We start from the raw sequence: 26,063 nt of genomic DNA on the forward strand, positions 1-26,063 counted from the left end.
ACCGATCACTGCTAAATGATGGTGGCAGGACGAAAGAGGGTTAGCAGACTGGCAACAAAGAAACCAGCACACCCGAAGGTGTCCCCCTTCCGCCCTACCGTAGAGAAAAAGGGGGCGAACGAGATCACGATACACAAAACAAGGCTTCGTATATCGTCTTTGTTAAATAGGGTCTGCTAAAACCCGCTAGCAATGTAGGCCAGCCCGCAAAGGATAGTATTCGCTTTTGTTGTCGTCAAGCGTGCGGAATGACAATCGTATTAAAGTAGAGCGGTTGAGTTCTAAATTATTTTAAAAATTTAAAAAAATAATTGAATATTGATATATAGGAAGTACTTGTCTAGTTATAACAATTAAATATAGGCTTAGGAATAAATATAATCCTATTAATCTCTGCTAAATAGTTATGGTGGCAGAACGAAAAAGAGTTAGCAGTCTGGTGCCAAAGAGACCAGCACATCCTAAGATGTCCTCTTTCCGTCCTACCAGAAAGCAAGGATAGTATTCACTTTTCTTATCGTCAAGAATATAAAATCCTGTTCGCATTAAATTAGAGCAATTGTTTTAAATATTATATTTCCATATCAACAATAAAATAACTTATGTTAATCACATTTAAAATCTCAAAGTAAGATAATAGAATTTTATCTATTATCTCAAAAGATTCAATAAATTTAGATTAAATTACTAGAAGACTGATCTGGTTTCACTTCATCATTATTTATTTCTGATAATTCCTCTTCAACAGATTTATTAAGCTTATCAGTAGAGTTCATCTCGTTTACTTTTTGTTGGTATTTTGCTTTAAGTATTTCTGCCAATTCTGCATTAACATTCTGTAAATGTTCCGTTGCTGTACTAGAATCAATACTATTCGGTATATAGTAATTATTATTTATTCTACTTAATACTCGTTCATCCATTAAGTAATCATCACGAATAATACCCATTGTCTGAGAAGCACCTAAATCAAGCATTCTAGCTGTCAAGTCTAAGAATAGACAATAAAGCCTATCCTCTTTTTTATCTATATAGCAGTCATGAATTTCTTTGACCACACCTATGATGCCGCTCTCTTCTTGAATATTAATAACACTTTGGACAGCTTTATACATTAGATCTGGTCGAGATGGAATTACTTTAGACTGTTCATTGGTAGTATTAACTAATTCTGGTGTACTGGCAGATTCAGAAGTAGATGCATATAAAGTATTCACTGTCTCATCAGCTTGTTCAGCTGGTAAGGGGCCTTCAGTAACAATGTTTTCTGAGTATCTTGTATTCTCATATATTGATAGAATAGTACTAATAAAAATTATCCCTACGCCTAAGATTGATAACGATATAATAATTTTTTTGCTATTTCTTTTTATCATATTATAAAGACTCAAAAATGGCTTAAAAATATAAAGCCCTTTTGAAATATTTATATTGATATTAACGTTAAAAGCTTTGGCTTCTTTCTGACTTCTATCTTTATCATCATCATTTTTAGAAAAATTTCTACTATTTTTCTCTTGCTGCTGAAAATCTTCATACTTCTTTCTTTTTTGATACTCTTGAAAATCTCTTTCTTTTTGTTTTCGTTGATTAAAAGAATTTAATTTTAAATCAAATTCTTTACGTTTATTTTCATTAGTTAGCACTTCAAATGCTTCATTAATTAATTGCATTTTTCCATTTGCATCATTCCCTTGGTAACGATCAGGATGATATTTTTGTGCTAAACCTTTATAAGCCAATCTAATAATTTCAACTGGAGCATCTTGAGATACATGTAAAATCTCATAATAATTAATAAATGTATTCAAGTAAAACCCCCTTTTCCTAGTAAAAATTTATATTAATATTATAACTATCTTTGAATTAGATTCTTAGCATATCTAATCCTAGATAGTACACTTTCTAATTTTTTTAGTAAAAAATAAGTTTGTCTAGGAAAGCTTCTAAATCAGTATACGAAGATAGAACTCTACTAAAGAATCAGCATTATTTTTTATTAGAACTAACTGATTTAAAAATAAATCAAGTTAATTTTTCTCATGAATCACGTACTAATCCATCAACTTCTTACGGCGATACAACCCACAATCCCCAGAAAATAGCGCTGCCAACAAACAAGTAATGATGGCGTAAGTCGCGACATTCATTCCAAATAATTCAATCGCTAAAATAATAGACGTTAACGGTGCCTTACTTGTCCCCGAAAAAAGACTCACCAAGCCTAAGCCTGCAAGCAATGAAATTGGCAAGTTTAAAACGGCCCCTAAAGCATTACCTAATGTCGCCCCCACATAAAACAATGGCGTAATTTCACCACCTTTAAAACCTGAGCCTAAAGTAATAGCGGTAAAAACGGTTTTGTTAAAAAAGTCGTAAAACTCAATGGGCACATAAAAAGATGAAATAATTTTATCTGTACCCAAACCATTGTATTGCTGATGTGCGGTGAACAAAGTAAGTAGCATAATGACAATACCACCCACCATCGTTCTTAAGGGCAAATAACGAATGTATTTGTAAAAGACGTCACTGGCAAAATGGATTGCAGCAATAAAGAAACGTGCAACCAGACCAAAGATCAGACCTGCCACAATTAAGTTCATGAGCGTGCCAAAATGAATGGCAGGAAACTCACTAATCACATAAAAAATATGTGGGTGGACAATATCGAATAGCTCAGGGATGGTCGAAGCAATTAAGGCCGACACAAAACATGGGAAAATGGCTGAATATCTTAAATTACCTAAAGCAGTAATTTCCAAACCATAGATTGCACCCGCCAGAGGCAAGCCAAACACCCCTGCAAAGCCCGCACCAATACTGGCGATTAAACAAATTTTTCGGTTATCTTCCGAGACTTTTAATATGTGGCTCAAGTGATCAATTAAAGCACCTGAAAGCTGAACGGCTGGCGCCTCACGCCCTGCCGAACCACCAAACAACTGCGTTAAAATTGAAGTGATAAAAATGATAGGGCTCATTCGTTTCGGAATAAACGACTTAGGTTGATGAATTTCATCAATCAGTAAATGTGTTCCCCGTTCAATGGGTGATCCATATTTTTTAATGAGATAACCAATACCAAACCCGATAAAGGGTAAGAAATAAATGAGCCAGTGATGCAGGCTTCTTACTTTATTAGAGATATCAAAAGCGACAAAAATTAAAGTCGATGCTAGCCCCGCGACGACTCCAATCACAATCGATATGACGAGCCAATAGACACTGTATTTTAGAATTTGATCATATTCAGATGAAGGTAGAATTTTCATTCGCGTTCTTCAATTCGCCTTTGAGTGGATGATAAATTCTCAATTTTTTTATGCTGCCAGCTCATTAAGTGAGAAATGCTTAAACTGGGCTAAAAATTAAAGCCCGCATAAGCGAGCTTTTATACAGTGATTAATTTTGATATCACTAAACTGTGATAAATATCTCATAACCAGCACAAGCTTTCAAGTTGAAAATGGTTAACGACAACTGTCAAAAATAGCTAATTTACTTGATCGATAAAAATATATTCCGACTGACCTGACTAAATTAAAATCTAGTCAGGCGAAATCATTTATTTAAACTTAATTAATACTCCCAATCACAGTTTCTGCATGGCAGGTCGCGCCCTTCTCTGCGCTAATCTGAATAGCTCCACTACGGTGGGCAAGCACCTGCACTTCCATTTTCATGGCTTCCATAATCGCAACCACTTGCCCTTCTGTCACTTGTTTACCATTTTCGACTTTCCAAGCGCTAATCACACCATTAATTGGGGCAAGTAAATGCTCGGCACTCACTTCTGGCTCATTAGTTTGTGCTTGAGCTGTTGTTGCAGGGCCTTGTGCAAACATGCCCGCTGGTAAACCTAAGCGGTGTAACTTGCCATCAATTTCAATGTAACTAAGTAACATCGGTTGTTGGTGGTTTGGAATACCACGTTTGGTTGGCTTTAACTCTTGTTTAAAGTCATTTTCAATCCAACGCGTATGTACATTAAACTCATCTGTAAAGTCAGGTTCGTTTAATACCGCACGGTGAAAGTCTAATACTGATGCCACGCCTTCAATTTTAAATTGCTTTAAAGCGCGTTTAGCACGGGCAATTGCAACTTCACGGGTTGGACCAGTCACAATCAGTTTTGCCATGAGCGAATCAAAATGACTCGATACTAATGAACCAGTGCGAACACCTGTATCCACTCGTACACCGTTTCCAAACGGCGCCTCAAACAAGCTCAACACACCAAACGCCGGAATAAAACCACGTGCTGGGTCTTCGGCATTAATTCGAAACTCAATCGCATGGCCTTGTGCTTTAGGTGTTTCTTTAATGGAAAGTTCATGGCCCTGTGCGACACGGATTTGCTCAACCACCAAATCGACTTTTGCCGTTTCTTCAGTAACTGGGTGCTCAACTTGCAAACGGGTATTTACTTCTAAAAATGAAAGTTTTCCATCACGACTCAGTAAATATTCAACCGTTCCCGCACCAACATAATTTGCAGCCTGACAAATGTCTTTTGCCGAGGTTAAAATTTTTTGATAAATCTCATCGCTGATAAACGGCGCTGGTGCTTCTTCGACTAATTTTTGGTTACGGCGTTGCAACGAGCAATCACGTGTGCCAAGTACGACAATGTTACCGTGTTGGTCGGCAATGACTTGGGCTTCTACATGGCGCGGTTTATCTAAATATTGCTCGACAAAACATTCACCACGGCCAAAGGCAGCTTTTGCCTCTCGTACTGCCGACTCATAAAGCTCTTTCACTTCTTCGAGTTTCCACGCAACTTTTAAACCGCGGCCACCACCACCAAATGCGGCTTTAATGGCAATGGGCAAACCAAATTGTTTAGCAAACTCTAAAGCTTCATCGCCATTGTTGAGTGGGTCTTGCGTACCTTGAACTAATGGTGCGCCCACTGAAGCGGCAATTTTACGTGCTTCAATTTTATCGCCCAGTTTTTCAATGGCACTTGGTGATGGACCTACCCATTTTAAGCCTGCATCAATTACAGCTTGGGCAAATTCAGCACGTTCAGACAAAAAGCCATAACCCGGATGAACCATAGTCGCTTTCGATTTTTTTGCAACTTCGATAATGGCTGGAATATTTAAATAGGTTTCACTGGCGGTAGCACCAGCCAAGCCCCATGCTTCATCTGCGAGTTCGACATGCATGCTGCCAATGTCGTCATCTGCATATAACGCGACCGATGAAATGCCCATATCACGGCAAGCATGGATAATACGAACGGCAATTTCACCACGGTTAGCAATCAATAATTTTTCTGTATTCATCATTCATTCTCAAAATCTGTAAATTCGGCAATTTTTTTAAATTTGATGTGGCAACCTGCTGGTATCTGCGCCACCAAATCCCAATGGTGTTTAGCAACAGCGCCAATGACCGGATATCCGCCTGTTAAAGGGTGATCATTCATAAACAAAACTGGTTGGCCGCTCGGTGGAATCTGCAAAGCACCAATGCATGTGCCTTCACTTTCTAGTTCATGGGTAATTTTGCGCGTTAAAGGCTGCTCCCCTGAAAGTCTTAGCCCGACTCGGTTGCTTTCATTGGTCACGAGCCATTCTTGCTGACACAGCAGTTCAATACTGTCTTGTTCGAACCAGTCTGTGCGTGGCCCCATCACAATATCTAGCTCAACCACTTCGCCAGCTTTTGGTAAATCGCTTTTGCCTACTTCATTTACGCTAATGTTGGCTGCCTTCACCTGTCCTTGATAAATCGTATCTCCAAGCTTTAAAGGCTCTGGCCCTAACACCGCCAAGCTGTCAAATGAGGCGCTATTGAGTACAGGTTCAACATCTATGCCACCACGAATAGCCAGATAGTTTCTTAAACCTGCTGTTGGTGGCTGAATTTGAAATTCATCGCCCTCATCCAAATCAATCGGCTGATAACTTGCAAAGTCGGCTGTTTGACCATCTGCAAATTTCACACGAATGTTTGAAATGGCACCTGCAACCGCAATCACGGCTGCATGCTGCATTTTGGCTTTTAAGCCACCGTTTAAAACTTCAATTACGGGTGTGTCGGTTGGATTACCCACAATTCGGTTAGCACTATGCATGGCCGACAGATCCATTGCACCTGCAACCCCAACGCCAATATTGGTCTGGTTTACGCGTCCTTCATCTTGAATGAGCATCTGTAGACTCGGCGCAGTGATCGTAAACAGTGGCGTAGATTGTTTCGGCTCAACCGTACAAGTAATTTGCTGCTGTACATTTACGGTTATTGGACTATGCGAAACATCTTCAAAATGTACGGTCATGCCCGGTAAAAGTAGTGCTGGATTTGTACGCTCTAAATCCCACATTTTTTCCGATGTTGTACCAATAAGCTGCCAGCCACCCGGACTGTCTTTTGGGTAAATACCAGAGTATTTTCCAGCCAAACCCAAAGAACCTGACGGTATTTTCTTACGCGGAACTGTTAAGCGCGGAATATCGGTAAAAGGCCGATCGGGACTGCTCATATAAGCAAAGCCCGGCGCAAAACCAATAAAAGCGACATTCCAAACGCTTTGGTGATGTTTTCTAATCACATCTGCCACAGACAAACCTTGTAACTCTGCAACTTGAGCAAGGTCTTCACCATCGTAACGGATCGGTACAATTACTTCCTGGCCGCTACGCTCAAACGCTGAATCAATTTTGAGGCCCTGAATTGAAGCAACCAGCGTTTTAAAATTGGTTTCGATCTCGTTAAAAAAAACCAAAATTGTTTTTGCAGCAGGGACTAAGTCTTTAATTCCATTCAATTGCGTATTTTGCAATTTATTGTACAACGCCAAAGTTTCTTCTAGGCTCGCAAGCTCAATCAGAAAACAATCGGCGTTTACCGATAAAAAACGCATTTGCTTATCCTTTTTAATTCTTCTTTAGTCCAATCAGCCAATCCAAGCACGGTCAGGAATGTCTGTAATAAACATGTAGCCCGGTGCGTGACTAATGGCAAAAGGAATTTTTGAGTTCATGACTGCCGCTTGAGGCGTTACACCGCAAGCCCAAAACACTGGAATTTCACCTGCTTCAATACGAGAAGCATCACCAAAGTCAGGTTTGTTTACGTCCAAAATCCCTAAGCTTTCAGGGTGCCCAATATGTACAGGCGCACCATGCACACTTGGCATACGCGCGGTAATTTTTACCGCTTCACTAATTTGATGAGATGGAATTGGTCGCATGGAAACCACCATGTTTCCTGAAATACGACCTGCTGGCTGGCACTGAATATTGCTCAAATACATCGGCACATTGGTGTCGTCATGAATATGGCGAACTTCAATACCCGCTTCTTGCAAAGCCGTTTCAAACGAAAAACTGCAACCAATTAAGAAAGTCACCAAATCTGGATGGGCATTATAAATCTCGCTTGCATCGGTCACTTCATCGACCATTTCTCCATCTTTCCAAACGCGATAACGTGGGAAATCGGTGCGGATGTCTGAGTCTGCAGCAAGCTTTGTTGCATAGATGCCTTCTTCGAGCACATCAAGCACTGGGCAGCTTTGCGGGTTACGATGTGCGTAAAGAAGGAAATCGTAAGCCCACTCTTTTGGCACTGAAATCATGTTGACCTGAGTCATGCCCGCAGCCATACCTGCTGTTGGTTTATCAAAACCTGCACGGATTTTTAAACGCGCATCTAAAGCGGCTTCAAGCTGAGCTGGGTCGACTTTAATATCCTTATACATTGTGCTCATCCTTATGCTTTGTTTACAAACGGGCGGATTTCAATATTGTTTTTTACAAGCTCGGCTTTAATGGCTGCCGACATTTCTAACGCACCGTCGGTGTCGCCATGTAGGCAAATGGTGTCGGCTTGAATTGGGGTAAATACACCGTCAATTGACTCAACTCCACCATTTTTAAGCATTGAAACCACACGGCTGGCAACAAATGCTGAGTCATGTAACACCGCACCTTCTAGGCGGCGAGACACCAGTGAACCATCGCTGTTATACGCACGGTCAGCAAATGCTTCAGACACGACTTTTAAACCAGCCGCTCGTGCTTGTTCCACTAAGTTTGATCCAGCCAAAGCCACTAGCACCAATTCAGGGTTATACATTTTAATTGCATCAATCACGGCTGCTGCTTGAGCTTGGTCATGTGCAATGGTGTTGTAGAGCGCGCCATGCGGTTTAACATATTGCACTTTTGAGCCTGCTACCTTTGCCAAACCATCGAGTGCAGAAATTTGGTAAAGTACATCGGCAATCAATTCGTCACGTAACAAATCCATATTACGGCGACCAAAACCAACAAGGTCTGGATAAGACACGTGAGCACCAATGGTCACGCCAAGCTCAACTGCTTTACGAACCGTTTTTAAAATGCCGAGCGGGTCGCCAGCATGGAAGCCACAAGCAATATTGGCACTGGTCACGACAGGTAAAATCTGATCATCATTGCCCATTTTCCATGAGCCAAAGCTCTCACCCAAATCACTATTTAAATCTACAAACATGGCATCATTCCTTTATTACTGAACAAAGTCTGGCTTAAAGCTTCGTCAAATAGTTAAACACTGTCGTAAACGACATATAACCCATCCACCACGTCAACAGACATGTTAATCCACCCAAAATAAGCAACCATTTTGGATAGTTATAATTACCCATTAAATCTTTACGGCACGCGGCAACATACACAAAAATTGTAAGGCCAATTGGCAACACCAATCCGTTAAAACCACCTACGAAAATGAGTAGACCTGCTGGAGTTGCACCCAATAACACATAGAGCAATAAAGCCAATGCGATAAAGGTAATGGTCGTATAGTTGTTTTGTTTTGGTGTTAAGTTCTTTTTAAACACATTAAAGAACGACACTGAAGTATATGCTGCACCAATAGTGCTACTAATACCGGCTGCCCAGAAAATCAAACCAAATAATTTAAAACCAAATGTGCCCGCTGCATATTGGAATGCTTGAGCTGCTGGGTTGGCATCATGGCTGGCTAAATCAATATTTGCACCACTCACCACCACACCTAAGAATGCTAAAAACAGCACATAGCGCATGATGCCGACAACAATAATGCCCTTGGTTGCAGCTTTAGCGACTTCATCAATATTTTCAGGGCCAACAGCACCTTTATCGAGTAACCGGTGTGCGCCTGCATAACAGATATAGCCACCAACCGTACCGCCGACAATGGTCGTAATAATGGCGAAGTCGATCTGGTCTGGAGCAAAGGTTTGATGTACAGCTTGTCCCACAGGAGGCATCACAATCACGGCAACAATAATGATCAGGAGAATTTTAAGCAATCCCAACACGATCATGCTTTTATCCATGGCAAGCGTTGCTTTTCTTGAGGCAAAAATCAAAATGGCTAATGCACCACTTAAAATACCGCCCCACTTTGTGTCTAGGCCAAAAAGCGCATTTAGACCTAAAGCCGCACCTGCAATATTACCAATACTAAAGAAAAAACCACCTAGAATGACCAGAAAAGCCAGTAAGTAACCACTGCCGGGAATTGCTTTATTGGCAATATCCGATGCACGCATTTGAGTGAGTGTGACCACTCGCCAAATATTTTGTTGAACCACATAATCAATCAGAATGGAAACTAAAATGGCAAAGCCAAATGCCGCCCCTAACTTGACTGTAAATACAGCAGTTTGGGTTAAAAATCCGGGCCCCATTGCAGAGGTCGCCATCATAAAGATTGAGGCAACAATGGCCCATTGGCGATCTGATAAAAAAGAAGATTTCAGTAAAGACATATTAATGCGTTCCTCATCCATTTGAGCTTAACAACGCTATTTGCAAGTTGAACCAAGAACACCATTTCTTTCCCAAACGATATTCTTTAATCCTTTTAAATGACAAAGATTCCCTGTTCCCCAATCAACACAATCGGTGATCAAATCTTGTATCTAAAATAAAAACATAGCTAATCCCTACGGACAATAAGACTTTTTACATAAAATAAAAAACTCAAATATATGATTTTAAAACATTTAATATTTATTAAAAAATCAGGATAAGCTTTACTTATCGAGCTACATAAGCTGCTTTTATGGCTTTACACTCAAGCAGCTGTTTGAAGGCTAAAAATTTATCGAGAAAAATAGCTCGAACTTTTTATTTTTGGATTCTTTCATTAAGGCTTTTCATGGCACTTTCCGAGACCTTAACCGCAACCTCTGTCAATTTCTCTTTCAAGGCAACGTCATTCCCGTGAATATAGATCGAGGTGAAATGAAATGTCTTTAACTGAATGGGCGTATTTAATATTTCTAGTCGACCATCAATAATTTCTTTCAACGCCGTTAAGGTCGGCACTACAGCAATGCCTAAGCCCTGTTCGGCTAAACGCAACAGAGTTGCTAATGAATAACTGGTAATTGAAAGTGGTTCATCAACGCCCAGTTCTTTCATTCTTGCTTTCAATTCTTTATAGGGATAGGTAATTTTTGGGTAAGTTAAAATGGTATGAGACATGAGAGCTTTAAAAGACATTTGAGCTACGCACCCTTTAAATGACGGTGAAGCTAAGAAACTCAGTTCAAAATCACACAATGCCTGTTCAATACATTCAAAAGCCAAAGTTGGTCCAAGCAAAAAGGCCATGTCCAAGTCCCCTGTCCGAACACCTTCTTGTAAATTGGGTGTTAGATCGACCACAATTTCCACCGAAACTTTTGGGAACTCTTGTTGAACTTTTTCGATGTATTCAACCAACCACGTATAAACAATTGTTTCGGAAACACCTAAACGTATTGTTCCGGTCAGGTGCTGGTTTTCTGTAAGCTCTGCGACAAGGTCAGTCTCCAAACGCATAAACTTTTCAGCATATTTAAATAATGTGATGCCTTTGTGGGTCAGTTTAAATTTTCGCAAACTTCGGTCTAAAACTTTAAAACCTAGTTCATTTTCAAGAGATGTGATTTTTTGAGATACCGCAGGCTGGGTTGTTTGCAATTTAATTGCAGCCTTATTAAAGCTATTTAAAGTCACAACCCAATAAAATGCTTCAAGATTCTTTAAATTCACGTTTCATCCTGTCTTAAAAAACTCCTTTACTTTTATAGTATGGGAGTTCTTAGCGTGATTAGGCTAGCAATAAATAAATTTTTAACTAAAGTTAGCCATCAAAACTTTTAAATGCTTTAGAAAGCTGACTAATTGTTTTGATCTGTTTTGAATAACGGCGGCATGACCGGCAGGTCAATAAATGCAGCTGTAAACCACTTTGCTCACGTAATAACAATGGTTTATCTTGCTTTTCAGACAACAGTTGAGTGGCTTGTCGACATGTCAGCATGAACAATCCTCCTTCAATAACCATTTATTTTCTAAACATTCCCTTAGTCGGGTACGACTTCGATACATCAACACATTAAAGTTTGAGATAGACAATTCCAACTTGCTACAAATTTCGTTGGAGCTCAGCTCTATCACTTCTCTCAACATAAAAACTTGAGCATATTTGGCAGGTAAATGATTTAAACAAGCTTCAAAAATTATCCAGAAATCTGTCTGCTCCATCATTTCTTCAGGGTTTTGCCATGCTTGAGGTGCTTCATATTTATGCCAATGTCCAGAAGCATCAAACAGTGCATCAATACTCAGTTCACTTTCCTCATCCTTAAATAATTCACTCATTGCGACCAAACGTGACTTTTGCCGAATCACATCAATAATTTTATTTTTTAAAATGGCAAACACCCATGTTTTAAACGCAGCACGTCCTTTAAATGAATCTAAATGTTGGAAAGCACTTGTTAATGCCTCTTGCACCACATCTTCAGCCTGAGGAAGCGAGGAAAGCTGTAAAAAAGCAAATTTTATCATTTGCTGTCTTAAGTCTTGTAAAAAGGCTGGATTATGCAGCTGATCCCCTATTTCTTCATGATCTGATGCTACGGCTGAAGTCATCCTTATACCTCTTTAAAATCATGGGGAACGTGAATTAATCGCAGTCGAATTAACAGTGCTTTTAATTCTTGAATTTGCAGATAAATGTGATATTCAGACAAGTCAGTGAGTACAGATTGAATGAATGTATGAATATCTTGATCAGTTAGCTTTACATTTTGAGTCAACTGTTCAATCACAATAGCAAACAAAGGCGAAAGCTGTTCAATACATACATTGTCTTGTTCATCTCGCCAGACCATAATCGCTCCCAGTATAGGCTCAGCATGTTCTGGAGTCATTAAAGTTGTCCACGTATAAACGGGATATTGATAAACCAATACCCATATCTTGGTGGTTAACTGCCAATCGCAGTTTTCCTGCAAGACTACTTTTTCAATTTCAACAGTATCTAAATACAACTCAAGCCATTCAAACTGCAACAACTCAGCCAACCAAGGATATTCTTGCAATATTGGGTGCTGCTGATCTGTCAAATACTCTCTAAACTCCAGAGAAATATCATTATACAAAGGTGAGCGACACTGGGCTTTTTTAAAAAATTCCGAGAGTAATTGTTGCCACTTTAATTCTGGCAACATCGCACGAGCTACGGGATAAACTAACTCAATAAATGAGCTGACATTATTAAAAAGCAAGTCCCGATAAATTTGCATTCGCTCGGCAGGAAGAGCTTGAGGTAATTCCAAATCAGGATCTCTAATCCAGTCACAAAACTGTTGTTGCATGGTTTGGAAGGATATTTGATTTTCCTTCATAGCCACTCTCCTGTTGTTGAATTATTTTAATTCTGGCTAGTTCCTCTTCTAGCTCTCGCCATGATGGAATATTAAAGTCGCGCTCAAGTAAAGTTGCTTTCACACCACATACTTGATAGGTATATCTCAATAGTTCCCATACGCGATCACAAACTTCTGCGCCATGCGTATCAATTAATAAATTTTTCTGAACTTGTTCATGCCCAGCAATATGTAAATAACGGATTCTCTCTTTTGGCATCTCCCGAATAAATCCAAATGCATCACTGCCATGATTAATACTGTTGACATAGACATTATTTACATCCAGAAGCAAATCACAGTCTGCACATTGAAGAACTTCACGGATAAATTCCGCTTCACTCATTTCAGCATGGGGCATTAAATAAGTAGAAACATTCTCTATGACTAATCTTCTTCCTAAAATATCTTGCACACGTAAAATACGTTCAGCCACATATTTAACAGCCGCTTCGGTCATGGGGATTGGCAACAAATCATATAAATAGCCGCCATCATTTGTATAACTTAAATGTTCAGAATAAATAGAGACATCATATTGTTCTAAAAAGCTTTTTATTTTGCCGATAAATTCAAGATTCAGTGGATGAGGACCGCCAATAGACAATGACAAGCCGTGACAAATTAATGGCGCTTTTTCAGCACACTGTGCGAGTAATTTTGCATGTCGTCCACCAAAACCTAGCCAGTTTTCAGGAGCAACTTCGATAAAGTCCGGACATGTTTTTGCATCTAAAAACGAATCTATAAAATCACGCCTTAAACCAAGCCCTACGCCTGACAAATCCATCATGGTGATTTCTCCTTTTGGAAACGATGCCGACACTTACCAGAAGGCCGACATCATCCATGATCAGATTGTTTACTTAGCGCCGCACTTACCGTCAGCGACTTTTTTATCTGCACCGCACTTGCCGTCCGCTGCTTTTTTGGTTGCTCCACATTTTCCATCAGCTGCTTTTTTATCTGCACCACATTTTGCTTCGGCAGACTTTTCGTGGTTTTTCATTTTGCTAGCACCGCATTTTGCTTCACCGCATTTTCCATCTGCTGCTTTGGTTGCATATGCTTCGGTTGTTGTATGGGTTGCTGCTACCGCCACTTGTGTAGCGCCAGCAACTGTTAGTGCTAATAATGCCGCCACTGAAGTCCTTGAGTTGAGTTTATTCATTTTAGTATTCCTTTAAAGATAAATTCTCGGTTTGTACATTTGTACGTATAGTTAGACGGACCAAATCCTTTTTTATTACACCGTAAATAAAAAAAAATTTATGTAAGAAATACAGTCTTTATCCGACTAATTAATATTCAATCGCATCGGATGTGAAATTATCATGAAGAATTTTATTTATGGTTTATCTCAATATTATCAAAAACTGGGTAAAACTCTACAACATGCAGATGGCATCGCAGCTCTGGCTCTTCGATTGTATCTAGTGCCTATATTTTGGATGGCAGGCACAAATAAATTAATGCACTTCAATGATATTGTAGAATGGTTTGGCAACTCAGATGGAGGTTTAGGACTTCCCTTTCCATATCTAATGGCCCTGCTTGCAACAACAACTGAACTCGCGGGCGCAATACTATTAACATTTGGCCTCTTTACTCGCTTAATTAGTATTCCCCTCATTATTACGATGTTGGTTGCTATATTTACGGTACATCTACCAAATGGATGGCAAGCGATTGCTGATCCAAATGCACCCTTTGCAAACATGCAGGTGTTGGCTTCAGCTGAAAAGTTAGAGAAGGCTCGCCAAATATTACAAACCTACGGCAATTATGACTGGCTCACTTCCAATGGTTCGTTTGTAATATTAAATAATGGAATTGAGTTTGCCACTACGTATTTAGTCATGCTTCTCGCACTGCTTGTTCTTGGAGGCGGCCGTTATTTTAGTTTAGATTATTGGATTAAAAAGAAACTGTCTAATTAATCATTACGTTAAGAACCCTCATGGCGGCAACATTGAGTATCTTTTTCTTATTGTGTGCCATGTTTAGCTCATGACACACAATCAATAGTGAGGCAATTGGGGAGAATTCGAAGCTTGTATGAAATTATCTAACTCTCACAAAAATAATATCTAGATCTCTTTTAGGTACAAACTTGGTTTTGGTCATTTGAAATTGAGTCGGACTTATTTTTTTAACTTGTCCATCCCAACAAAATGAAACTAGTTCATTTTTATCACGCTCAATGGTTAGCTTAAAATTTTCAATAGGCTTTGCCCAATTTGCACCAGTTGTCAAAATATAGCCCAAAGCACTAAACGGCGAATTTTCTGCACTGGCTTTTTTTAAGCCCTGCTTAAATTGCTTATCCATACAAAATTGTCGGCTATCTTCCTCGGGATATAAGGCAACAGAACCACCCACCAAAGGTTTATATTCATGGTGAATTTTAGTCAAACTATTGGCTTTAAAGGTTTGCTTCCAACTATAAATTACTTGAGATGACCAAGGAATCACATCATCTTTTTTAAAATTGACTAAGATTTTCTGTATATTCGGTGTCTTACATTGTTTTAACTTATCTACATAATATTCATAATCATAGTTATTACGCAGCCATGGGTTTAACATATCCTTTTGACTAAAACCACACTGCTTAAACTCATCCGTTGCATCAATGAGTGGCGATTTTTCATCTTTTTGAATAAACGTTCTGACATGCATGTCTGGTTGTATGTTTTTACCATCAACCACAATCTTAAAACTTTTTAAAAGTTCTTCTGTATGGGCAAAATCAGACTCAAAGAAATTATCAATACGCGGTAAGGGAAATAAAATGGTTTCAGTGACCTCTTTATTGCTTAGGTTTTTATAGAGATAATCGACCTTAATTAGTTTTTTACTAATAAATAGATTTTCGCTTTGCATGGCAATCTGCGAATTTTTGAGATATTGAATCCCGCCCGTACCGACATAGCCCGTAGAATCATTGGCTACGCTATAGGTCGATAGTTGAATCAATGCAGCAAAGGTGATTACAAGCTTTTTCATTTTAAAGTGCTCTATGTCATTTTCTAATTATGGAATGTCAATCTAAGGTAAATCATATTATATATTTGAACCACAAAAAAACCGTCTAAAGACGGCTCGTTCATACACTTAAAATCTAATTAATTTTAATGAAAATTTAGTTTCTGCCTTATCATCTTTTTTTGCACACTAATTTTTCCAATAAAATTTGTCAGCCATAAAATGCATTCATCCCGATGTTCAAAATGAGGAATCAAACTTAGATCAATTTTTACATCTCTATCTGCCAAAGGCAAACTCAGGCAATATTCAAAGTCGATAGAGTGATACTTTAATTTTAGATCTTTTTCCTCAGCTTGCTTTTTGATTTCAGCCATAATTCGATTAAGGTTAACAATCAAGTTATTTGAAACTTGGTTATTTTCATAGATACGTTCATATACGTTTTCAGCAACGTCTATGTATTTTATTAGCTCGGCATTTTCATTCATATCATTCACATTCTCTTTTTTTAAAGATTATGAACAGCTAAATGTTTAATTGCGTTACTTAAAACATGCCTTATGTGAAAAATGTATTTTTTATTTACCAATAGATATACTTAACCTTTTGTTATATATGAGAATAAAAGTTACTTTAATATTTGCACACATTTAATGTTTTCTAGATTTAAAGTTAGGCAGCTAAAAAAAGCAGATCTGAATATTTTTAGAGAAAAAAAAACCGCCCCAGAAGGCGGTCGCTGAAGTTAAACCAGCAGTATATAGAAGTGTGGTGGACCGTCACTTCTATATTCTTTTATGAAGGAGTTTTATTGGTTTTAATAAAATCCTCAGATTTAAAATAATTGATAATCATGTCCGCATGCTCTTCTTTTTGAGGAGCTACAGATACAGGAAATGCATCTTTCGACATCTTAAAACCTGGTGGAAGAAATTGTGAAATTGGAGGCAATTTAGGTTTTCCACCTTCTGTGATGCGCTCTATAAAACCCGCTAGCCAAAGAAGGTATTCGCCCTCATTGGTAAATTTCGGCATGACACTCAAGTCAATTTGAACTTTGCATTCACTTAAAGGTTTGGTTAAGTTCTCTTCAAAATCTATATAGTTGAACTTGAGCTTAAACTCAGTTCCCTTGATCGCTTTTCGAATCTGACTAATTAAACAGTTAAGATTCTGAGTAATGTCATCAGTGAATAAGCTATCTTTTTTAATATTTTTATAAACCTTTTCGGCTACAGCTAGATACTTTGGCATTAACCTCTCTCTCCGTACTATTGTTATAAAGTGCTGATCTAAAAATCTTTTATGACTTTGATTATGCTTAAAGAAGCGTAAGTAAAGGTAATCTTATTAATGTTGTCTGTAAGTATTTAAGTGTTTGTGTAATGTGCACCAAAAAAACTCTTAAAAAAATTATGGTTTTGATAACTCATCCGCAAAATGAATGGTTGAATAGAGATAATTAGAAACATTTACTTTCATATTATTTTTTACCACTTGGTAAAATTAATATGCTTTCATCTGCTTATCCCGTCGAATCAAACCCAAAACAGATCTACGCACTCTTATTTCTTCCTCAGAAAAAGGCAAATGTTCTATGAGTTCGTGAATTGGAAGAGAATTATTTTCTATCAAGAAACAGTCTTGTTCTGTTGTCCAATTAGATGTTGTTGATTGAATTTGTTTTAGATAACGTTTCATATTTCCTAGCAGACTTGTTTACATATACAAAAAGCCTGCCTTTAGGCAAGCTTATATTTCAGATTTTGAATTGATCATTATTATAGCAGTCTATAAATGATATGTTCAGTTAATATTGTAGCTGCCCTAACTAAACATTATAAAAAAAGCCCACTTACTGTGGGCTTCTGAATGGTTATTGTGCGGCATTTACCCCAACAATAAACTGACTACAATTAGAACCTTCAGATGCGTTACCTAATTGCTTTTCAGAGAATTTGAATTTAGATGCAACCGACTCATAATCTTGTTTAAGGCTTTGACCTGTGAGCTCACCTAGCTCTTTTACTTGTTCAGGTTTCAAGATCCCATGTTCAACCGCTTGGTTTACCATTACACATGCTGTGGTCATGGCGTCATAACGTGCAGCAGTTTTAGAGTAGCCTAGAGCGCCGATTACTCCACCAACAATTAAGCCAATAATTACCGCTAAAGTTACGTGCATTTTATTCATTTTTTAAATACCTAAAAATCTAACTAAAAGAGGAACACTTCAAAAGATTGTGCTCAAGTCCAATTAGAATAGTCGTATTTACATGTTATAAAAAGTTAGAATCTGTCACAGTTATTGATAGATAAAGATATTCCTAAACCATCAAGGTAAAAAAGCATTTGTTAGGAATACAAATCCGACAGAGAAAAAAGCATTATCCTGATGAGAAATTTGATTGCCATAACTTGCATCTAACTGAACAAAGTCTTTATAGACCATGTATCTAAATCCTGTTTGGTAAAAGGCGTCATTTCGGTCATTACCATATACTTCGGCAGTGAGCGTTAATGGATGAATAAGTTGTGTTTCGGTTCCAATGCCCCACGTGGTCTGGTTTTTATGCGTGGTATTTTCACGTAACCAACCGAGGTTGGCATGGATTAAAAATTTATCATCGAAAGTAGAAACACTTAATGGAACGTTAACAGTCCAATCTTTGTTTGAAGAATCTTTAGTATTCATTTGAGTTCCAAAAGAAAAACCAACTCCCCAATCATTGGTTTCTAAAGGCTTTAATAAGGTTTTACCTTGTAAGGTTGCATAGCTGACGTGCTCAGTATCATCGTTTACTCTTCCCAGCCCTACAGCAAATTCAAAATTACCACCAAAATTACAGGCAGGCATTGCCCAATATTCTTTGTTGTCAGGATTATGCTGCATCCATGTTTCGAGTTGGCATGTTTTTGGTGAAACAAGAGCTGCGTCGTCAACAACCATAGGTCGTCCACAATGGCTAGCGTTAGATAAAGCCAATAAACAGAAACCTGAAATAAGTGAGCGTTTCTTTAAAGTAAATACCACTGGCATCACTCCCATAAGTTATGGAGCATATGCGAGTACTACAACCCGTCATGATTAAATCATGGGCTAATAATAGAAATGAAAAGATGAAAATAAAAAACCTCTTCTTGCATCCACAAAAAGAGGTCTGTAAGGACTTCAGTGGATACTTAGACTATTACCGATCGACTATCGTCACTCGAACAAGTACTCACATTGAAGCTCCTAAAAATTAGTTGGGCGGATTCTAAAATTACCTTAGTTAAATATCAAGTTAAAATTTCGTGACAAGCTAAACCTTGGATCGTCTCTTGACTGCAAATAGTAAGGCTCTTTTATCGTTAAAATTTAATTTATAAAACGAGTATTTGATTGGAAATAAATGACCGAAATGCATATGGGTAAAACAAGCAATCATCCTTCTTGTCTTTTCTCAAAAGACCACCATTTTTTGTTATAACGGACTCTATTTTGAGCTCCAATCTCTAGTCTGTTTCCATAAGAGTTATATATTTTTACTACATTATTATCATGGTCTAACTCCGCAAGCAGGTCGCAGGTATCTTTACTTTTTATATCAATGACTTTAATCATTATTGATTTCATCATTACTCCTTTTTTACTTATCATTCAGATCCATCTAGTCTAGCCTGACGAGTTTCCGTTAATTCTGCATGGAGTTTATTATATTCTTCACGTGTGATATGGCCAGTCACTAATAACGTGCGTAATGTGCCATAAAGAAAGCCAATATCATAACCCAAAGCGTAATTACTAACTTTATCTTCTTTAGATGAATTTCTAATACCGTCAATACCTTGACTTAACCAATCTAATGCATCTTGTGTAGAGTATTTCATAATTCATGGATCTATATTAACAAGGCTAAATATTAATAATCATCTATCTAATAAAGCAAATATAATTATTTAAAAAATCTCTACTTATACAAGTATATAATTGTCCATTGAATACTTGTTGTATTAATTTCCCTATCACTCTCATCACTGCAATCCTATCAAAAAATACTCAAGCAGCCGCTCTCTTTCATCTGGTTTGTTTGGGTCTAAAAGCTGAACCATTGCCCCATCAATCACAAACAAAAACATGTGGGCATCGGGTTTTAAAGCATTTGCATTGGTGGTTAAAAGCAACTTATAAATTTCATTAATCAGCCAGTTCCGATATTCAACTACTGTCTGATAGGCCTTTGGATGTGTTTTCGCAATTTCAAAAATAGCCTTAAATGGCAAATGATAAAGCCCATCTAAGTCGGCATGTAAAAAGTAAATTTTGCGCAGTTTTTCGACTAGAGTTAATTCTTTTTGAATATAGATAATCGAAATGGCCTCTTGTTTAAGGCCATCTTTTTGAAAGGTTAAGCTCATTTCAATAAGGCGTTCTTTTGAGTGAAAGTAATTATAAAACGTGGCTTTGGTAGTATTTGCCGACTCAATAATTCGGTCTACACCGACATTGTGAAAACCGTATTGATTAAAAAGATATCTTGCTGAGTGAAGTACGCTTAAAGCACGAAATGGTAGGTCTGAATGTGGCATAGTTTTACCGTTATAAAAAATTATTGTTGTATATAAATGAGATATAAAAACCGCTGCCGTTTTTTGGGAGAAAAAAGGCATAGCAAAGCCCATAAAGACTGTGCTTGGCACATCTCAAGTTTTATTGTTGATTAAGTTTTTAGACAAAATGATTTAAAGTCTGAAAAGCCTAATAGCCATCAAACTGCTTTAAAATTTTAAGTTGTGTCGTTATAGCTTTTGGCAAAGGTTGCCAAGAAATAATGGATGTGCAAAGCCAGCTCCTTTGTAATTGGAGTTCTGCCAGACATTATAAATTATGGTGGCAGAACGGAAGTGGGTTCGCAGACTGGTCACACAACCAGCACACCCGAGGGTGTCCCACTCCCGTCCTACCGCAACGGGAGGGAACGAGATGGCCGCACAAAATTATTCCTCAGAGAAATAATCCTGATACGGGTGTGAATCGGTCTGCGACAACCGACTGGCAATGTAGGCCAGCAGGCAAAGAATAGTATTCAACCCTCTTTCAGTCAAGCACGCAAAATGACATTTGCTTTAAAATAGATCATTAAAAAGTAAGGGTAAATAATTAAAATTTATTGTTAAATTGGGGTTTATAAAACGCCTATCAATCAAAGCTCTATCGATGTCTTAAAAGATACAACTTGCAAAAAATCATCTATGATAATATTTTAGAGTAATTACTCTAAAATGAGATCTAATAATGAAAACTATAAGAATTGGTTCATATAACTGGATGCAAGCTACAAATGGTCAGCTCAGTTTCAAAGAGAAAATTAAGTTAATTCAAAAAATTATGCTGCCGAGTATTATGGCCTCTATAAAAATAAATTACTTTCGGTTCAAAACTTCCCATGATTTTGATATGGATCAGATCGTAATACCAGATACTCAAATGGTTAAAGTCGTGCTTGATGAACTAGAGGCTAAAGCAAATATATCTATCTACAATCATTCATGGCGCACCTACTTTTGGGGAGCTGCCTTAGGCAATATACAAAAACAGCAATTTGACCATGAATCACTTTTAGTAGCCTCACTTTTTCATGATATTGGCTTAACTGAGCAACATATTCATAGTAAAGGTTGTAATTGTTTTACCTACGAGAGTGCCAAACAATTTGAGCTAAAGGCTAAAGAACATAGCTTTGATGAGAAGAAAAGTGAAGTTATTAGAGATGCTATCTGCTTACATATGAATGGTTATATAGATCATTCTGACCCAGCAGAAATTACGCTATTACAGCAAGGTGCATCATGCGATGTGATTGGTGACGGTCTATATAAACTCCCCGTCTCTTTTAGAAATAAAATTTTAGGAAAATATCCTAGAAAACAATTTAATAAAGCATTTATCGAGCTTATTGATTTAGAAAATAAGAATGTACCAAATTCTCGAACTAGCTTATTAAGTAGTCTTGGTTTACCGCTCATGATTAAGTCAAATTTATATGAAGAGTAGAAATATTAATATTTATAAAGTGCCTACACCAAATATTGAAACACCTGAAGTTGGATTCTTTGGTAGAAATGAGTTGCCGCCCATTTCTACAGCACGGGTAACAGAAGAACAAATACAGAAATTTTTTGATTATTTAGAGTTAATACCAGAAGTTACTCAATTTGATTAATTAAAAACTCACTGTAAGGCAGAACTCTTATATTTGGAGTTCTTCTTTCATAATCGAATATGTCGTTTTTAGCGAAACCCATATTGTTTCGCTCTTAAAACAACAATGAATGTAATAAATAACAATATTAAAAGTACTTGAGGGAAAGAACTCACCCCGACATTACTCAGTAAGAAGCCACCAATAATTCCCCCGCCAGCAATAGCGATATTCCAAACAGTCACTAACATTGATTGAGCAATATCAGCCATATTGGTTGTAGTCTTCGCTAATGCAGTTTGAAACAATGTCGCAGCACCACCAAACGCAATACCCCAAATTCCGATTGCCACATAAACGATAACCGCATAATTCCCCATCACCGCAAGTAAAAGAGCAGAAAAGCCAAATAATATGATGCTAGTGAGTGTTAATAGGCGTGAATGTTGGTCAATCAACACACCTGTAATGAAGATGCTGAATAATGATAAACAGCCGAATATCAGTAAAATAATGTCCGTATTTTTAGATAAATCAGCAATTGATAAAAACGGAGCGATATAGGTATATAGAAGATTATGCGCAAGCACAAAGCTTAAAACAGTAAATAATATAGGTCTGACACCGGGTAAAATAAATACCTGTTTTAAAGATATGTGTTTACCAGTAGCCTGCCCTTCAAAGTCAGGTAGTGTGAGACTTCCCCACACCACTAAAATAATCGCAAAAATACTCATAACACCAAAAGCCATTCGCCAACCGAACAATTGACCAAGGTAAGTACCTGCTGGCACACCTAGAGACAAAGCCAATGGTGTTCCTAACATTGCTATTGCTATCGCACGCCCTTTTAAGTGTTCTGGTGCCATTCGCGTTGCATAACCAGCTAGCAAGGCCCAAAGTAACCCTGCTGAAACACCGGCCAAAAATCGGGCAACCATTGTTAAAAGATAACTGGTAGATAGCGTTGTAATTAGATTTGTGAAAGCAAAACCCGCTAGAGCAATTAATAACAAGGGTTTACGACGAATACTTTGGGTAGCATTCGTTAATGGAATGGCTGTTAATAAAGACCCAATCGCATATATCGTGATTGTTTGTCCTGCTAAGGGTTCAGATATATTTAAACCCAAAGCTAATTGAGGTAATAACCCCGCAGGTAACGCTTCTGTCAAGATCGTAACAAAGGCTGCCATAGCGAGGATGAGTAAAGAAACGATAGGCAATCGATCATTTGAATGCGAGCTGCTCATTCGACTACTCCTATCGCTTTATAAACTGCATCGCGTAGGTCTGTAACAAACTTTCCAGACATGCCTTCATAAAGTGTGTTTGTAAATGCGATGACACTCAGATTATGTTTTTTATCGACAAACCATGAATGACCGTAAGCGCCTCCCCAACGCCATGTTCCCTCTGATTCTGGTGATAGTGCTTGCTGAGCGTTTCTTAATACTGAAAATCCGAGACCAAAACCAAAGCCCGGCGCATTAGGTAACTCATAACCACCCGTTTGATCTTTTGCCATTTCATCAATTAATTCAGTGGGTAAAAATAATGAATCATCCTGACGAAGAGCTTCTAATAAGCTAAAAAAATCCTCAACGGTTCCAGCCATTCCTGCGCCACCTGAGAAAAATGCTTGCGAATTAAAAATACGGCGTGGACTAAAACTAATTCCAACACATCCTTCAAATGGTGAAACAACCTCTTCTTCTAATAAAATATGAGGTTCAGGACTATCACTCACATAAACAGTTGCTACATGTTGGTTATCTGGTACAACAAAACCAGTATTGTTCATTTTCAATCGATCAGTGACTAACTCTCTAACCGCTTGATCTAAAGGCTTGCCATATACTTTTTCGATTAATGCGCCTAATACATCTGTTGCTAAAGAATATCCCCATCCTTTCCCTGGTTCATAGAGTAAAGGTACGGTAGCAATTCGACGTACGTTCTCTTCCAAACTAATATTGGATGAATCCATGCCATCAGATACATCTGCCTGTGAATATGCACCATAGATATCTGGTTCAAGAAAACGATAATTTAAACCTGCCGTATGACTGAGTAGTTGGCGTAAAGTAATCGGTACAAACTTTCCATTTTCTAATTTAGGCTGAAAAAATGGTAATTGATGATGAATGAATTCATCTAAGTTCAGTTTATTTTGAGCAACTAAAACTAAAGCAGCGGTTGAAACAATAACCTTACTCACTGAAGCTAAACGGAAGACTATATCCGTTGTCATTGATATTGATCGCTCTCGATCAGATAACCCCAATGCTTCACGATGTATCACTTTCCCATGTTGAGCCACAATAACCGTAGCACCTACTAACTGGTTATTATCTATCGCTTTTTGAACAACATTTTGAACGAGGCTTAAAGAGGTCGATGGTACGGTGTTATTTGATACGGACTCTTTAGAAATCATAGTAAAAACTTCTTTTCATATTCGAGATTTATATACTAGGAAGTCTCCTATTAAAGAAAAAGTCGGTTATAGTTCCTTGTTATACGGAAGTTTTGTTCCGTAATAAGGAGAAAAGAATGGATAGCCTGAATGGATTTACCGTATTCGTTAAAATCGCTGAGACTGGAAGTATTGTGGCGGCAGGACGTTCATTAGGAATTTCAGCTTCTGCTGTTGGTAAGAGCTTGATTCGCCTTGAAGAAAAGATTGGTGTACGACTTTTTCATCGTAATACACGTAGTATTAATCTGACTGCTGAAGGAATATTATTTTTAGAACGTAGTCGACGCATACTGGCTGAAATTGAAGCAGCAGAAATGGAGTTATCGCAAGCAATCAAGTCTCCACAAGGACGATTACGTGTGAGTTTGCCTTTAGTAAGTTCACTCGTATTACCTATACTTGGTGACTTTATGCAGGAATATCCAGAAATAGAATTAGATCTTGATTTTACAGACCGATTGGTAGATGTGATTGAAGAAGGATTTGATGCTGTTGTTCGGACAGGTATTCCAACAGATTCACGTTTAAAAGCCTCAAAACTGGGGACTTTTAGACAATTACTTGTCGCCTCTCCTGCCTATTTACTTCAACGTGGAACGCCCACTGTACCTGCTGATTTATTAAAACACTCTTGTTTACATTATCGATTTTCTCATAGCGGCAAGCTTGAGAAATGGCCCCTAAAAACAACTGAAAATGAACTGGACTTACAACTGCCGATATCGATGATTTGTAATAATATTGAGACACGAGTTTGCTTTGCACTTAAAGGTCGAGGAATTGCTTGCTTGCCTGACTTTTCTATCAAAGAATTATTGAATACTAATCAATTAGTTCAAGTATTACCGGAGTTTGTGGATAGAACAGGCATATTTAATATTCTCTGGCCAGCAAGTAAACATCCCTCTCCAAAAGTTCGAGCATTTGTTAATTTCTTGTCTCAACATATGTTTGAAAAATAAAGAATGTGATGTGCTAGATAAAGAGCTATTTATCAAAACTAATGATGACTTATTTTCATTAAAGTAAACACCAGCTTATTAAACGCTTACAACATATTGATCTAGATTTTTTAATGCAAAATTAATGACCCGAGAAAGCTCTTCTTGCGAATATCCATCTCTTGCTTGAACAGATAATCCATGTAGAACGAGCGCGTAATATTGCCCTAAGGTTTTAGGGTCAGCCTCTGCCACCAATTGACCGTCTGATTTTGCCTGAACAAATCGATCAACCAGACTCTGCCCCCGTGCAATACGTTGTGCTTTCATCCAGTCTAAAACAGCTTGGTTTTCTTCGCCTAACACACTCGCTGCGGACACAACCATGCACCCATACGAGTGATTGGCTTGCGTGTAAAGCGCTAGTGCATCTTTAAATAATTGGTTGATTACATCTTTAATATTTTTTTGCTTTAAAGCATTTAACGCAAAGTTACCTTCATTTTTTTCGTAGTGATTTACGGCCTCTCTAAACAAAGCCTCTTTTGAGCCAAATGCTTTATAAATTCGAGCTGAGGCAATCCCTAAAGCTTCAACTAAATCTGACATTGATGTGCCTTCATAGCCATGAAGCCAGAAAAAATCTCTCGCTTTTACGAGGGCTTCTTCTCGATCAAACTCTCTTGGTCTGCCAGCCATAATGACCCTTCATCAAACTTAGTACGTCTTTTCATTATTATTCGAAAAAAATATTTTCACAAATA

At 37.9% G+C, this 26,063-nt stretch carries 28 protein-coding genes and 1 pseudogene; 4 read left to right on the top strand and 25 right to left on the bottom strand.

What is annotated here, in order from left to right; all coding sequences use genetic code 11:
• Nucleotides 1-674 precede the first annotated feature (674 nt).
• From AC2117_RS11860 to AC2117_RS11920, 13 genes are all read right to left on the bottom strand, one after another.
• Nucleotides 675-1,811: a J domain-containing protein gene (locus tag AC2117_RS11860; RefSeq protein WP_133974312.1), complete on the bottom strand. Its 1,137-nt coding sequence runs from the start codon at nucleotides 1,809-1,811 to the stop codon at nucleotides 675-677.
• 243 nt (nucleotides 1,812-2,054) lie between these two features.
• The gene (locus AC2117_RS11865) at nucleotides 2,055-3,275 is read right to left on the bottom strand and encodes a chloride channel protein (protein WP_133974314.1); all 1,221 of its coding nucleotides are present in this window, start codon (nucleotides 3,273-3,275) and stop codon (nucleotides 2,055-2,057) included.
• 303 nt (nucleotides 3,276-3,578) lie between these two features.
• The gene (locus tag AC2117_RS11870; RefSeq protein ID WP_133976341.1) at nucleotides 3,579-5,297 is read right to left on the bottom strand and encodes an acetyl/propionyl/methylcrotonyl-CoA carboxylase subunit alpha; all 1,719 of its coding nucleotides are present in this window, start codon (nucleotides 5,295-5,297) and stop codon (nucleotides 3,579-3,581) included.
• The gene (locus tag AC2117_RS11875) at nucleotides 5,297-6,880 is read right to left on the bottom strand and encodes an urea amidolyase family protein (RefSeq protein WP_133974316.1); all 1,584 of its coding nucleotides are present in this window, start codon (nucleotides 6,878-6,880) and stop codon (nucleotides 5,297-5,299) included. The genes AC2117_RS11870 and AC2117_RS11875 overlap by 1 nt, the downstream gene beginning before the upstream one ends.
• 33 nt (nucleotides 6,881-6,913) lie before the next feature.
• Nucleotides 6,914-7,729, bottom strand: coding sequence for a putative hydro-lyase (locus tag AC2117_RS11880; protein WP_080592901.1), 816 nt, complete (start codon nucleotides 7,727-7,729; stop codon nucleotides 6,914-6,916).
• Between the two features lie 2 nt (nucleotides 7,730-7,731).
• Nucleotides 7,732-8,496, bottom strand: coding sequence for a LamB/YcsF family protein (locus AC2117_RS11885; protein WP_133974318.1), 765 nt, complete (start codon nucleotides 8,494-8,496; stop codon nucleotides 7,732-7,734).
• 34 nt (nucleotides 8,497-8,530) lie between these two features.
• Complete coding sequence (locus AC2117_RS11890; RefSeq protein WP_003650999.1) at nucleotides 8,531-9,784, bottom strand: NRAMP family divalent metal transporter; 1,254 nt, start codon at nucleotides 9,782-9,784, stop codon at nucleotides 8,531-8,533.
• 340 nt (nucleotides 9,785-10,124) lie between these two features.
• Complete coding sequence (gene mumR / locus AC2117_RS11895; protein WP_133974320.1) at nucleotides 10,125-11,036, bottom strand: LysR family transcriptional regulator MumR; 912 nt, start codon at nucleotides 11,034-11,036, stop codon at nucleotides 10,125-10,127.
• Between the two features lie 91 nt (nucleotides 11,037-11,127).
• A complete protein-coding gene (locus tag AC2117_RS11900; protein ID WP_197730910.1) occupies nucleotides 11,128-11,307 on the bottom strand; it encodes a zf-HC2 domain-containing protein in 180 nt (59 codons plus the stop codon).
• A complete protein-coding gene (locus AC2117_RS11905) occupies nucleotides 11,301-11,921 on the bottom strand; it encodes an RNA polymerase factor sigma-70 (RefSeq protein ID WP_133974324.1) in 621 nt (206 codons plus the stop codon). The genes AC2117_RS11900 and AC2117_RS11905 overlap by 7 nt, the downstream gene beginning before the upstream one ends.
• Before the next feature lie 2 nt (nucleotides 11,922-11,923).
• A complete protein-coding gene (locus AC2117_RS11910) occupies nucleotides 11,924-12,679 on the bottom strand; it encodes a DUF2063 domain-containing protein (protein WP_133974326.1) in 756 nt (251 codons plus the stop codon).
• Nucleotides 12,630-13,493, bottom strand: coding sequence for a DUF692 domain-containing protein (locus AC2117_RS11915; protein WP_133974328.1), 864 nt, complete (start codon nucleotides 13,491-13,493; stop codon nucleotides 12,630-12,632). Before AC2117_RS11915 ends, AC2117_RS11910 begins: the two co-directional genes overlap by 50 nt.
• Nucleotides 13,494-13,562: 69 nt before the next feature.
• Nucleotides 13,563-13,871 (bottom strand): hypothetical protein, encoded by a 309-nt coding sequence (locus tag AC2117_RS11920; protein ID WP_133974330.1) that lies wholly within the window; start codon nucleotides 13,869-13,871, stop codon nucleotides 13,563-13,565.
• A gap of 163 nt (nucleotides 13,872-14,034) precedes the next feature.
• Here AC2117_RS11920 and AC2117_RS11925 point away from each other — a divergent pair, with 163 nt between their 5' ends.
• Nucleotides 14,035-14,640 carry a DoxX family protein gene (locus AC2117_RS11925; protein WP_133974331.1) on the top strand — a complete coding sequence of 202 codons (606 nt, stop codon included), beginning with the start codon at nucleotides 14,035-14,037 and terminating at the stop codon, nucleotides 14,638-14,640.
• Nucleotides 14,641-14,764: 124 nt separating this feature from the next.
• Here the strand turns inward: AC2117_RS11925 and AC2117_RS11930 are convergent, their stop codons facing one another.
• The 9 genes from AC2117_RS11930 to AC2117_RS11975 form a co-directional block, all read right to left on the bottom strand.
• Complete coding sequence (locus AC2117_RS11930; RefSeq protein ID WP_133974333.1) at nucleotides 14,765-15,709, bottom strand: DUF4424 family protein; 945 nt, start codon at nucleotides 15,707-15,709, stop codon at nucleotides 14,765-14,767.
• A gap of 125 nt (nucleotides 15,710-15,834) precedes the next feature.
• Nucleotides 15,835-16,179, bottom strand: a complete 345-nt coding sequence (locus AC2117_RS11935) for a hypothetical protein (protein WP_133974335.1) — start codon at nucleotides 16,177-16,179, stop codon at nucleotides 15,835-15,837.
• 307 nt (nucleotides 16,180-16,486) lie between these two features.
• The gene (locus AC2117_RS11940; RefSeq protein ID WP_042897347.1) at nucleotides 16,487-16,945 is read right to left on the bottom strand and encodes a hypothetical protein; all 459 of its coding nucleotides are present in this window, start codon (nucleotides 16,943-16,945) and stop codon (nucleotides 16,487-16,489) included.
• A 252-nt stretch (nucleotides 16,946-17,197) separates the two neighbouring features.
• The gene (locus AC2117_RS11945; RefSeq protein WP_133974337.1) at nucleotides 17,198-17,392 is read right to left on the bottom strand and encodes a hypothetical protein; all 195 of its coding nucleotides are present in this window, start codon (nucleotides 17,390-17,392) and stop codon (nucleotides 17,198-17,200) included.
• 175 nt (nucleotides 17,393-17,567) lie between these two features.
• Entirely contained in the window at nucleotides 17,568-17,885 is a 318-nt protein-coding gene (locus tag AC2117_RS11950) for a hypothetical protein (RefSeq protein WP_227549199.1), read from the bottom strand.
• Between the two features lie 141 nt (nucleotides 17,886-18,026).
• Nucleotides 18,027-18,731: a hypothetical protein gene (locus tag AC2117_RS11955; protein WP_133974339.1), complete on the bottom strand. Its 705-nt coding sequence runs from the start codon at nucleotides 18,729-18,731 to the stop codon at nucleotides 18,027-18,029.
• 387 nt (nucleotides 18,732-19,118) lie between these two features.
• Nucleotides 19,119-19,334: a hypothetical protein gene (locus AC2117_RS11965; protein WP_133974343.1), complete on the bottom strand. Its 216-nt coding sequence runs from the start codon at nucleotides 19,332-19,334 to the stop codon at nucleotides 19,119-19,121.
• The gene (locus tag AC2117_RS11970; RefSeq protein ID WP_133974345.1) at nucleotides 19,331-19,564 is read right to left on the bottom strand and encodes a hypothetical protein; all 234 of its coding nucleotides are present in this window, start codon (nucleotides 19,562-19,564) and stop codon (nucleotides 19,331-19,333) included. Before AC2117_RS11970 ends, AC2117_RS11965 begins: the two co-directional genes overlap by 4 nt.
• Nucleotides 19,565-19,708: 144 nt before the next feature.
• A complete protein-coding gene (locus AC2117_RS11975; RefSeq protein ID WP_197730911.1) occupies nucleotides 19,709-20,263 on the bottom strand; it encodes a TetR/AcrR family transcriptional regulator in 555 nt (184 codons plus the stop codon).
• A 706-nt stretch (nucleotides 20,264-20,969) separates the two neighbouring features.
• Here AC2117_RS11975 and AC2117_RS11980 point away from each other — a divergent pair.
• Nucleotides 20,970-21,728, top strand: coding sequence for an HD domain-containing protein (locus AC2117_RS11980; protein WP_133974349.1), 759 nt, complete (start codon nucleotides 20,970-20,972; stop codon nucleotides 21,726-21,728).
• A gap of 25 nt (nucleotides 21,729-21,753) precedes the next feature.
• Nucleotides 21,754-21,897, top strand: a pseudogene (locus AC2117_RS11985) (ADP-ribose pyrophosphatase); the annotation flags it as partial.
• A gap of 68 nt (nucleotides 21,898-21,965) precedes the next feature.
• On the opposite strand, the gene AC2117_RS11990 reads toward AC2117_RS11985, so the two are convergent.
• Nucleotides 21,966-23,129 (bottom strand): MFS transporter, encoded by a 1,164-nt coding sequence (locus AC2117_RS11990; protein ID WP_133974351.1) that lies wholly within the window; start codon nucleotides 23,127-23,129, stop codon nucleotides 21,966-21,968.
• Nucleotides 23,126-24,316: a serine hydrolase domain-containing protein gene (locus tag AC2117_RS11995; protein ID WP_133974353.1), complete on the bottom strand. Its 1,191-nt coding sequence runs from the start codon at nucleotides 24,314-24,316 to the stop codon at nucleotides 23,126-23,128. The genes AC2117_RS11990 and AC2117_RS11995 overlap by 4 nt, the downstream gene beginning before the upstream one ends.
• Before the next feature lie 116 nt (nucleotides 24,317-24,432).
• Here AC2117_RS11995 and AC2117_RS12000 point away from each other — a divergent pair, with 116 nt between their 5' ends.
• Nucleotides 24,433-25,320 carry a LysR family transcriptional regulator gene (locus tag AC2117_RS12000; protein WP_133974355.1) on the top strand — a complete coding sequence of 296 codons (888 nt, stop codon included), beginning with the start codon at nucleotides 24,433-24,435 and terminating at the stop codon, nucleotides 25,318-25,320.
• 78 nt (nucleotides 25,321-25,398) lie between these two features.
• On the opposite strand, the gene AC2117_RS12005 is transcribed toward AC2117_RS12000, so the two are convergent.
• Nucleotides 25,399-25,998 (bottom strand): TetR/AcrR family transcriptional regulator, encoded by a 600-nt coding sequence (locus AC2117_RS12005; protein ID WP_133974357.1) that lies wholly within the window; start codon nucleotides 25,996-25,998, stop codon nucleotides 25,399-25,401.
• Between the last annotated feature and the right edge of the window lie 65 nt (nucleotides 25,999-26,063).

This window comes from Acinetobacter calcoaceticus, from assembly GCF_900520355.1.
GTDB classification, from domain to species: Bacteria; Pseudomonadota; Gammaproteobacteria; order Pseudomonadales; family Moraxellaceae; genus Acinetobacter; species Acinetobacter calcoaceticus_C.